This is a genomic window from Blautia sp. MSK20_18, assembly GCF_020553125.1.
GTDB classification, from domain to species: domain Bacteria; phylum Bacillota; class Clostridia; order Lachnospirales; family Lachnospiraceae; genus Blautia_A; species Blautia_A fusiformis.
Genome location: NZ_JAJCGR010000011.1, coordinates 94,203 through 104,595, shown reverse-complemented (window position 1 = coordinate 104,595; position 10,393 = coordinate 94,203). Strand labels below are relative to the sequence as shown.

Annotated in this window: 8 protein-coding genes and 1 rRNA gene; all 9 read right to left on the bottom strand. The window is 44.6% G+C overall.

What is annotated here, in order from left to right; translation table 11 throughout:
- Positions 1-268: ribosomal RNA gene (locus tag LI091_RS08495) — 16S ribosomal RNA — on the bottom strand; the annotation flags it as partial.
- A 483-nt stretch (positions 269-751) separates the two neighbouring features.
- Entirely contained in the window at positions 752-2,158 is a 1,407-nt protein-coding gene (locus LI091_RS08490; RefSeq protein ID WP_059086393.1) for an APC family permease, read from the bottom strand.
- A gap of 144 nt (positions 2,159-2,302) precedes the next feature.
- A complete protein-coding gene (locus LI091_RS08485) occupies positions 2,303-2,647 on the bottom strand; it encodes a P-II family nitrogen regulator (RefSeq protein WP_059086394.1) in 345 nt (114 codons plus the stop codon).
- 178 nt (positions 2,648-2,825) lie between these two features.
- The gene (locus LI091_RS08480) at positions 2,826-4,196 is read right to left on the bottom strand and encodes a putrescine aminotransferase (protein ID WP_015526621.1); all 1,371 of its coding nucleotides are present in this window, start codon (positions 4,194-4,196) and stop codon (positions 2,826-2,828) included.
- Between the two features lie 240 nt (positions 4,197-4,436).
- Positions 4,437-5,186, bottom strand: coding sequence for an alpha/beta hydrolase family protein (locus tag LI091_RS08475; RefSeq protein ID WP_059086395.1), 750 nt, complete (start codon positions 5,184-5,186; stop codon positions 4,437-4,439).
- A 138-nt stretch (positions 5,187-5,324) separates the two neighbouring features.
- Positions 5,325-6,581 carry a sugar ABC transporter substrate-binding protein gene (locus LI091_RS08470; protein ID WP_015526623.1) on the bottom strand — a complete coding sequence of 419 codons (1,257 nt, stop codon included), beginning with the start codon at positions 6,579-6,581 and terminating at the stop codon, positions 5,325-5,327.
- 84 nt (positions 6,582-6,665) lie between these two features.
- On the bottom strand, positions 6,666-7,691 hold the full coding sequence (locus LI091_RS08465) for an ABC transporter permease (protein ID WP_059086396.1): 1,026 nt from the start codon (positions 7,689-7,691) through the stop codon (positions 6,666-6,668).
- Positions 7,688-8,728, bottom strand: a complete 1,041-nt coding sequence (locus tag LI091_RS08460) for an ABC transporter permease (RefSeq protein ID WP_265191045.1) — start codon at positions 8,726-8,728, stop codon at positions 7,688-7,690. Before LI091_RS08460 ends, LI091_RS08465 begins: the two co-directional genes overlap by 4 nt.
- Positions 8,716-10,272, bottom strand: a complete 1,557-nt coding sequence (locus LI091_RS08455) for a sugar ABC transporter ATP-binding protein (RefSeq protein WP_015526626.1) — start codon at positions 10,270-10,272, stop codon at positions 8,716-8,718. Before LI091_RS08455 ends, LI091_RS08460 begins: the two co-directional genes overlap by 13 nt.
- Positions 10,273-10,393 lie beyond the last annotated feature (121 nt).

Here is a 10,393-nt window from a genome sequence, read left to right as displayed (position 1 = left end):
CCAACTAGCTAATCCAACGCGGGTCCATCTTATACCACCGGAGTTTTTCACACCGGACCATGCGGTCCTGTGCGCTTATGCGGTATTAGCAGTCATTTCTGACTGTTATCCCCCTGTATAAGGCAGGTTACCCACGCGTTACTCACCCGTCCGCCACTAGAAACAATCTAAATCTGCCGAAGCTTCAATAAAAGGTTTCCCGTTCGACTTGCATGTGTTAAGCACGCCGCCAGCGTTCATCCTGAGCCAGGATCAAACTCTCTGATAAAATGTTTGATTCGTTTACTCAAGACAACCGTTTGGCTATCTCTCGTTTTTACTGCTTTTGGTTTGTTTAAACCGTTCTTTAAATGTAAAGAAATTTTCGAGAATCGTATGTGTTTCACTGTTTAGTTATCAAGGTTTGTTGTGTCTGTCTCTCAGACAGCTCGTTTATTTTATCTCATCTCTTTTTGTTTGTCAAGCACTTTTTTAAGTTTTTTCAAACATTTTTGAGTTAAGATTTTGTTGCCGCTTTGTTGGCGACTCGGATACTTTATCATATCTTCTGTCTTTTGTCAACTATGAATTTCATTTTTCTGAAATTCTTTTTAATTGTTTGTTTTTCAAAAACAATTATTTGCGACAGCTCAGTTATAATACCACTGGGAGTTATGCTTGTCAACCATAAAATTCAATTTTTTTAAAATATTTCGTTTATCCCGTTTATTAAGAAAGACGCTGCCAATAAAAGCAGCGTCCTTCCACCACACTATCTCCAAATCCCCTTTCTCTTCCGGATCGTATAAAACAACTCATTCTCCATCGCCATAACCTTCTGGATCGGCACACTCTTAAACACCGGCATCTTCATCCTAGTCCTGATCCACCAGAAAGAATAAACCGCCAGAACCACAAAAGTGATCACCACAACCAGCCAGATCATATTCCGCTCCACCGGATCAGAAGAAATATTCAGGATCATATAACACGTCCCCGCAATACCAACAAGCGGAAACACCGGCCCACCAGGAACCCTGAAGCTCCTCGGCACCTTCGGCATCCGCTTTCTCAGAATCAGCACATCCACATGCGCCAGCACATAAGAAATCATCCAGAACACCGAACCCACCAGGATCAGGAACGAAATAATAGAAGAAGAATCATTACTGATCAGTGCAAAAATAAAAATCGTCACACTGACAAATACAACGCCACACCAGGGAACCCCGTGCTTATTCGTCTTCGCAAAAATCCTCGGCATCATATTCATCTTCGCCATCCCCTGGCAGATACTCGCCAGACCATTCACCGTAGAATTCTGCGTACTCACAACTGCAAGCGCAGCCACCAAAGTCATCCAGATCTTACCTGCACTGCCAAGAAGATTTTCTCCGTAAAGCAGATGCGGAGCCGGGGAATCCATAAGCTCCTGCCATGGCGTATAATTATGAAAACCAAACACCATGATCGACTGCACACCACAGATCAGAGCAAGACCTATGATCATACCAAGAGGAACATTCCTCTTCGCATTCTTAACACTCTTGGAAACCGGGATCACATACTCCGCCCCGATAAATAGCCAGAACGCCGTAGCTGTAGCAGAAAACAGCTCCGAAGGCTTCGTGGCCATTGTATACGGCTGCGAAACCACCTGCCCTGTCCCCAGCTTAAGCATACCGATCAGTCCCATGATGATCATGGAACCAACCAGAAGAAACGCGACCAGATCCTGGATCTTTGCAAACATATCCACACCACGAAGATTTGCGATCATGATCACAATGGTCATGATCAGCGTATACGCAATACTGGGAACCGGCAGCTTGATCGTCTGCGCCATCGCATAGGAAAAAATCGAAGCCTCCACACCAGAGGACAAAATATTACAGAGCAGATAACCGCCCACCATGGAGATCAGCGTGGGAAAAGGCCCCAGACATGCCAGCGTATACTGCGCCAGGCCACCCGTCGTATTCGGCATAATGGCATTCAACTCCGAAAGCGAAGCCACCGTAGTCATATTCAAAAGACACGCAATAATCATGGAAAAAATAAACACAACACCAACCGTACCTGCACCCTGCCCCAGTGAGACCAGACAGCTGGTGGCAATGACCAACCCTACTGATATAGATACAACACTTCCCAGCCCTAATTTCTTATCTTCACTCATAATCCCAGTCACCTCCCAATAAGTCAGACGGATATTCGCGATCCGCATTCGTTTAGCAGCCCAAAACAGACAACATAGAAACAGGCGAAGTTCCGCTTTATCTGCGGACACCCTCGCCTGCCATCACGATTCTCTGCTTACCCTTTACAGAGCATCTACACCTTCATCACCCGTTCTTACACGGATCACATTATCAATATCGTAGATAAAAATTTTGCCATCGCCAATATGCCCAGTATAAAGCTCATGCTTGATCACTTCCACAATCTTATCCACCTGCTCCTTTTTTACCACAACACTGATCTGCTGCTTCGGAAGGAGCTCCATCTCGTAATTTTCATCCACCTCGTACTCACGGGTACCTTTTTCAACGCCACATCCAAGCACCTGCATAACAGTCATACCTCTGACACCGGCTTTACTAAGTGCAGATTTCAGGCTGGAAAATTTTGCAAGGCTTGTGATGACTTCTATTCTGCATAAGCTCATCTTATAATATCATCCCTTTCTGAAAAAATACATTGATCATTAACTCAGATATTCACGTCTATCTCTGCAGCATATCCATCAATATAAATGCTTTGTAATTCATTCAGAAAAGACATCAGCCCAGCTAAGCCGATGCCTTTCCGCATAAAAAATACTCTCTGTAAAATTCTGTCTTATCTTATACATTAAGTTCTTTCTTTGTATCAGCAAGAGCCTCGTCCATTCTGGAGATAACATCCTTGATATCCTGTTCGGAGATAACAGCTGTAGGCTCGAAACGGATGGTTTTCGCATTAACAAGTGTTCCTGCTGTCATGACACGTCTTGCAAACAGACCCTTTGCAGTCTCATAGCCAAGCTCACATGTATGGAACTCAACTGCAAGCATAAGACCTGTACCACGAACCTCCTGGATGATCTCAGGATATTTTTCCGCAAGGCTCTGAAGTCCTGCTTTCAGGATCTCACCTTTACTTTTGCAGACACCCGGGATATCATTTTCAAGCATATATTTGATAGTTGCGATAGCTGCTGCACAGCATACCGGGTTTCCGCCAAATGTAGGAGAGCCAAGAAGCCATGGGTTGTCGATCAGATCCTGAACCCACATCTTCGGTTTACAGATGATACCTGTGATCGGCATGATACCGCCGCCGAAAGCTTTACCATATGTCATGATATCCGGTGTAACACCCTCTGCCTCACATCTCCACATTGTACCGGTACGTCCCATACCTGTCTGGATTTCATCAAAGATCAGCGCCACACCTGTCTCATCACAGATCTCACGAACCTCCTGAAGGTATCCTGCCGGAGGAACGATAACGCCAGCCTCGCCCTGGATCGGCTCAAGGATCACACCGGCAACCTTCTCTCCAACTGCCTGAAGGTTCTTGATCGCTTTTCTTACATCATCTGCAATACCATACTGCACATGCTGTACCTGCTGTACCATCGGAATATAAGGAGTACGGTATGTACTTTTACCACCCATGGAGATTGCACCCATGCTCTTGCCATGGAAAGCACCTACTGTGGAAATGAACCATCTTCCGCCGGTTGCGATACGTGCAAGCTTCAGAGCCATCTCAACGGCCTCTGCACCGCCGTTTGTGAAGAAGCAGTACTGCAGGTCGCCAGGTGTGATATCTGCAAGTGCTTTTGCAAGATATCCACGAAGCGGATCAAGAAGTTCCTGAGAATGAAGTGCCTGATGATCAAGCTGCGCTTTTACGGTTTTCAGAATCTCCGGATTTCTGTGACCACAGGTGTAAATACCGAAGCCGCCAAGACAGTCGATAAATTTTTCTCCGTTCAGTCCATAGCAATAAGCTCCTTCATCCTGCCACTCAAGAACTGCACCCTGCTCAGAGTCAGAAGAAACAGATTTACGGTATTTCAGCCAGCCCGGGCTTACATAGTTGTCAAAATGATCGATGGTATCTGCCACCATCTGTTTTTTCTCCTCTGCCGGAATATCTTTCATATCTGTGTTGATCAGTCCGATCACTCTATCAAGATCTTTGATTACCTGTTCGCTCTTTGCCATAATACATTCCCTCTCTTTCTGAAAATCATCCCGCGATCTGCCTCTGCATCCTGCGTTCATTCTGGTAAAAAAACAGGCGCATTCGCTGTATTTCTACAACAAATGCGCCTTTGCATTTCGTTTAATTGTTTTTTGAATTGCCTATATTGTACCCCGGTCAGCCAATGTGTACAATTCTTAATTTCTGGCTGTTTATGATTAGTTTCTGGTAGGCATACTTGTTTTTAAGTATATCTCTTCTCAGTTTCTCTCGAAATTATCTGCAATATACTCTACGATCGGTGCAGGATCTTCCAGACTGTGCGGATGATGGTCACAGTCCGGTTTTACGATCACTTTGATCTGGCCGCCGTTTTCCTCATAATATCTGACCAGATTGGCACCGTTTTCCTGATAAGGCACAACACTGTCAACCGCACCCGCTACCAGCATGATCCTGATCCCCGCTTTAAGAAGCTGAGGCATTTTGTCCAGAGGATTCCCCCTAAACTCCAGAGCATTCTCATCTGTGAGATGATAAACTGCCTTACACTCTTCCCATTCTTTCGAATAACGCTCACTTGCTCCATATCCTCCCGGCCAGCTCGTCACATTCATAACCGGCGCATCCAGATACAGCGTGGAGATCGTTTCAGGATTTTTCACCGTATAATTGACAGAATAAAGACCGCCTCGGCTGAAGCCGAAAAGATCTGCTTTTTTATTAAGGCCTTCTTCCTCTGTGATATACTGATAAAACATTTCCATAAGGCTTATGGATTCCGGGCATCCGTACATGTCGCTGATCATCATATATGCAATATGCCAGCCTTTTTCAAGAAGTGCTCTGTCTGCATAATCAAAAGCTCCGAAAAACTCTGCGCGCCATACCCATGGTTTTCCCGGATGCACTTCTTTCGGCATGACCAGGATACACTCATGGCCATCCAGTTTAAAATCCTTTCTCTGATATCCTTCCCATTCGGAGATCCTAACTTCTTCTGCTTTCATTCCATTACCTCCATTATTCATGCCCACACAAGCCACTGCTGCATAAGCTCTTCACAATCCACAGTTTGAAAATGCCGCCTCCCTCAAAGGAGACGGCATCCAGACATCCGCATCAGCAGACATGTTTATTCTTTTTTATTACCACTGGCACGGCTCAAAGTCTGCTGTGTTCTCAGAAGTAACAACGTCTGTTCTCAGATAGTTTACACGGTTTACATCAATGCCACAGAACCACTCGGAGATTGTACGAACTGCAAGACCAGCATCACCCTGGCAGGTCTGATAGGACATACCATAAAGTTTTCCGTCTTTTACAAGATCAAGACCCTGTTTGGAGATACCAGCTGCAACGATTACGATATCGTCACGTCCTGCTGCCTCGCAAGCCTCAGCTGCACCGATAGCCTGGTCAGAGTCATCTGCAAGAACGATAGCATTTAATTTATCGCCATATTTTGTGATCCAGTCGGATACGACCTGTTTAACCTTGGAAGCCTCAAATCCAGGAGACTGGATATCAAGTGTCTCGATATCCGGATATTTCTCAGCAAGCTCTGTCATAGGTCCATAGCAGCGTGCATAGTAAGGAGATCCACCTACGTTATGTGTAATGTAAGCAACTCCTCCTTTGCCTTCCATCTTCTCGCCAAGCATATCGGCAAGTGTTCTCATCTGGTACCAGTCATTCGGGCCAGTGTAGGAAATGATGTAGTTCATAGCTTCTGCTTCTGGTGTTGTATTTACACAGAATGCCGGGATTCCAGCGTCTGTGATCTTCTTGAACTGCTGTGTTGCATGGTCAGCGGAAAGCGGAATCAATGCGATTGCATCCGGATGCTCGTTGATCGCCTGGTCAATGTAGCTGTCCTGATTTCCCTGATCCCAGTTTGGATCATAAACAGTTACTTCCATTCCGACTGCATCACATGCTTTCTGGAAAGCCTCTGTGTAGCATGTTGTCCAGGCATGTGCACCATGAACGATCAGGATAACTTTTTTGCCTTCCTGTCCATCTGCCGGTGACTCCGGGAATTTTGCATCATTTGCCTCGTCCCAGTCAAGATACTCTTTGTAATGCCAGTGATTGGCATCTGTCTCTTCGTAATTGTCTTCACAATATGCAGCATCTCCGTCTACTTCCGGAACATCGAAGCTAAGCGGTGCTTCCATCATGAGATGGTCATCTGTTGTTTTTAATGTTTTTTCTGCTTCCTGCAGTTTGTCGTAAGAATCTTTTGCAGCGTCCGGAACTTCTACTGCTTCCTCTTCTGCACTCTCATCACTTGCCTCTGCCTCAGTTGCCTGGGCGTCTGTGTTCTCCTCTGCAAATGCTACAGACCCCGTACCTAACAACATAGCACCACATAACAGAACCGCCAGTCTCTTTTTCATCATGTTTTCTTCCTCCTATACCTTATATAGTTTTTATTTTATTAAAAGCTCCCTCCGCTTTTAATTTCCCCTATTATTTTTCATTACTTATTTTGCACCTTTCATCTCTTTGAGATGTTCCAGATGAAGATTCGGACGACGTCCAAGGATCTTATCTTTATTGTATTTTGCAACTGTCTCATAGATCAGGCAAAGCACAAGTGCTGCACCGATAACCAGTACCTGAAGCTCTGTGGATTTACAGAGAGATTTCAGGAACGCGATCATCAGAAGAGAAATGTAGGTCCAGCCTACGCTTCCTTTGCCGCCGTAGATATCTGTTCCACCGATAACAGTTGCTGTAAATGCCATATAGAAAGGTGAGATTCCTTTTTCACCCATGGTTACATTCGCCGCGCCGGAATAGATTCCGTTCAATGCTCCGCCAAGTCCTGCTGCAAGTCCGGAAATGATAAATGCTGCTATTACAACACGGTCACTGTGGATACCTGCAAGCCATGCTGTCTCTGCATTGCCACCTACCATATGGATATTTCTTCCAAGTCTTGTGTAACGAAGAATTACAATTACCAGGATTACAAAAAGTGTTGTGATAATAAAGTACGTTGAGAATGGAAGAAATGGAAGCAGCTGATTATTCAGCTTCTCATTCAGATCATAATCTCTTCCGATACTCAGCTCACTTCCGTTACAGTACACATACATGATTCCCTTGAGAACCAGCTGCATACCGATACTTGCGATAAATGCGTGGATCTTCAGCTTTGTAACAAGCAGTCCCATGATCAGGCCGTTTACAACACCCATCAGAGCACCGATGAGAATGCAGATTGCCCACGGAAGCTTCTGGTTGCTGTGAAGCCCAAGTGTAAGAAGTGCTGCAAAGGTTGACATGTACATAACTGTCATATCCATATGCCCTGCAATGAGGACGATAGTAAATCCAAGTCCCAGCCAGATAACAAGACTTCCGTTACCTGTTACTGCCCGGATATTGTAGGCTGTATAGAAATTGTCCACAAACAGTCCACAGAAAAGTACGATCGCAAGTAATAAAAATGCGCGGTTTTTGTTGATCATTGCTGCATTCAGCTTAAATTTCTTCTCCATCATGCTTTACCCAACTTTCTGTTTGAATGTGTGTTTAACCATACGATGAACAGGAATACGATACCCTGGACAAGATACTTGGTGTATGTCCCAAGACCGATCCAGGAAAGAATATTGTTGAGGATACCATAAGCAAGAACACCACCGAAGGTTCCAACAATACTTCCTTTTCCACCGTTCAGGGAAACGCCACCCAGAAGGATCGCAGTCAGAGCATCAAAATCATAAGCGGTTCCGTTTTCGTAGGAAGCACATTTTCTGAGAGCTGCATAAAAGATACCAGCTGTTGCGCTGCAGAGACCATTGATCACATATGCGATAATGATCTGTTTTGTACAGTTGATTCCTGAAAATTTCGCTACTTCATAATTGGTACCGATGATCTTCAGTTTCTGTCCGAATGCTGTTTTTGTGTGAATCACCCATGAGATCACAAACATAACCAGCATAACGATTGCCATCAGGGAGATTGCTCCACCGATATAGGTTCTGGAAATCGCGTAAAACTTTTCAGCAGATGACTGCATGCTCTCTTTCGCGATATCCTCTGCGTAGAGCATTTTTCCCTGCCATACTACTCGTATGACACCGGATATCAAAAGATTTACCGCCAGTGTCCAGATGATGGCGTTGGCTCTCATCTTACCGATCATGAAACCGTTGATCAGACCGATCAGGGCACCTGCAAGAAGTCCTGCAATAATAGATCCCACAAAACCGAAGTTAATGCACTGTACTGCCATAACTCCGCCGAATGCCATTGTGATCGGCACAGACATATCTGTCATGTTTCCTGAATATGTAACGTAGAACAGTCCTGCACAGACCATACCGGTCAGGGCTACTGCTTCCAGAATAGACTGGATATTACTTTTTCCGAAGAACTGTCCTTTCGAAATGATCATTCCCAGAATGATAAGTCCTGCAACAATGATCCAGATGCCAAGCTGATTAAAGATCAGGCTGGCTTTGTTGATCTCTGTTTTTCTTGTATCTACCTTTGGAGCGGCAGTATTTCCATTTTTATTTACTTCTGACATGATACGAACTCTCCCTCCCCATTAGCTGCAATCAGTATTGAATTTTCCGTCATATCTTTTTTCCGGATCATTCCGATCGTATGTCCTTCACGTAAGATCACTGCTCTGTCTGCAAGTCCCACAACTTCCGGAAGGTCAGAAGAAAGAAGAATTACGGAATTGCCTTTTGATACATAATCCTTAACTACATTATGGATAACCTGCTTGGCATTAACATCAACACCTCGTGTAGGTTCATCCAGGATCAGGATATCAACACCTGCTGCCAGCCATTTGGCCATCAGCACCTTCTGTTGGTTTCCACCGGAGAAGCTGTTTACCAGACGGTCTCTGTCTGCCGGATAAACGCTCATCTCATTGATCTTCTCATCAATCAGTCCGTTCAGTTTCTTCTGATTGTAGAAAATACCGTTGGAATTCCGATCAATAATACAGGAGGTCACATTATCACCAACTGTCTGGTTCAGTGCCAGACCTACGACTTTTCGATCCTCTGTCAGATATCCAAGTCCTCCGGCGATAGCTTCTCCGAAGTTCCTGAAATGCGTCTCTTTTCCATGTATATAGACTTTTCCACCATCGGCCTTATCCACACCGATCAGTGCTCTTGCGATCTCTGTTCTTCCTGCCCCGGCCAGTCCGCAGATAGCAAGTACTTCACCCTTATGAAGCTCGAAGTTTACATGATGGAAAAATCCCCAGTGTGTATAATCTTCAACCTTCAGTACAACTTCATCCTGTACCATGGATTTATGGTTCTCATAGAAATTCTTTACAGGAGTTCCTACCATCATCTCAACCAGCTTGTCCGGATTCGTATCAGCTACTGCACAGGAGCCTACCAGCTTACCATCTCGCATAACTGTAACATTGTCTGCGATCTCAAAGATCTCTGCCAGGTGATGGGAAATATAAACCACTGCAAGCCCCTCTGCCTTCAGCTGACGGATGATCTTGTAAAGGCGTTCAACCTCGTCGCTGGAAAGAGCGGATGTGGGCTCATCCATAACAATAATGGATGGATTAAAGCCAAGAGTTTTCGCAATCTCGACAAGCTGTGCTTCGCACTGGCTGATTTCAGAAACATCCATAGTCGGATCAATATAATCCAGTCCCACTCTTGCAAGAAGTTTCTTTGACTCCTCAATTGCTTTCTTCTTATCTACAAAAATACCTTTCTTCGGAAGTCTTCCCACCAGAAGATTCTCATAAATGGAAATTCTTCTTGCAAGAGAAAGTTCCTGATATACCATTCCGATTCCTGCTTCCTTGGCCATTGTCGGGGAATGGAGAAGTTTCTTCTCTCCGTTAATGTAGATATCTCCTGTATAGTCATTAAACAAACCGTTCAGCATTTTCATCAGAGTTGATTTTCCCGCACCATTCTCTCCCATCAGAGCATGCACTTCACCTTTTTTCACACGGAAATCTACCTTATCAACAGCCAGTGTACCTGGAAAACGTTTTGAAACCTTCTGCATATCCAGAGCATATGTCTGTCCCGTGCTGTTTACTCCACTGCTCATATTTATCTCCTTTCCCATGAATGACACCTCCGCCAATGTCAGTTCATCTTTCTGAGTAACAAATCCGATCATTACGAAGTATTTATTAGTATAATAAGAAAAACCGATGAAAATTGAAATTCAATTTTTTCATCGGTTT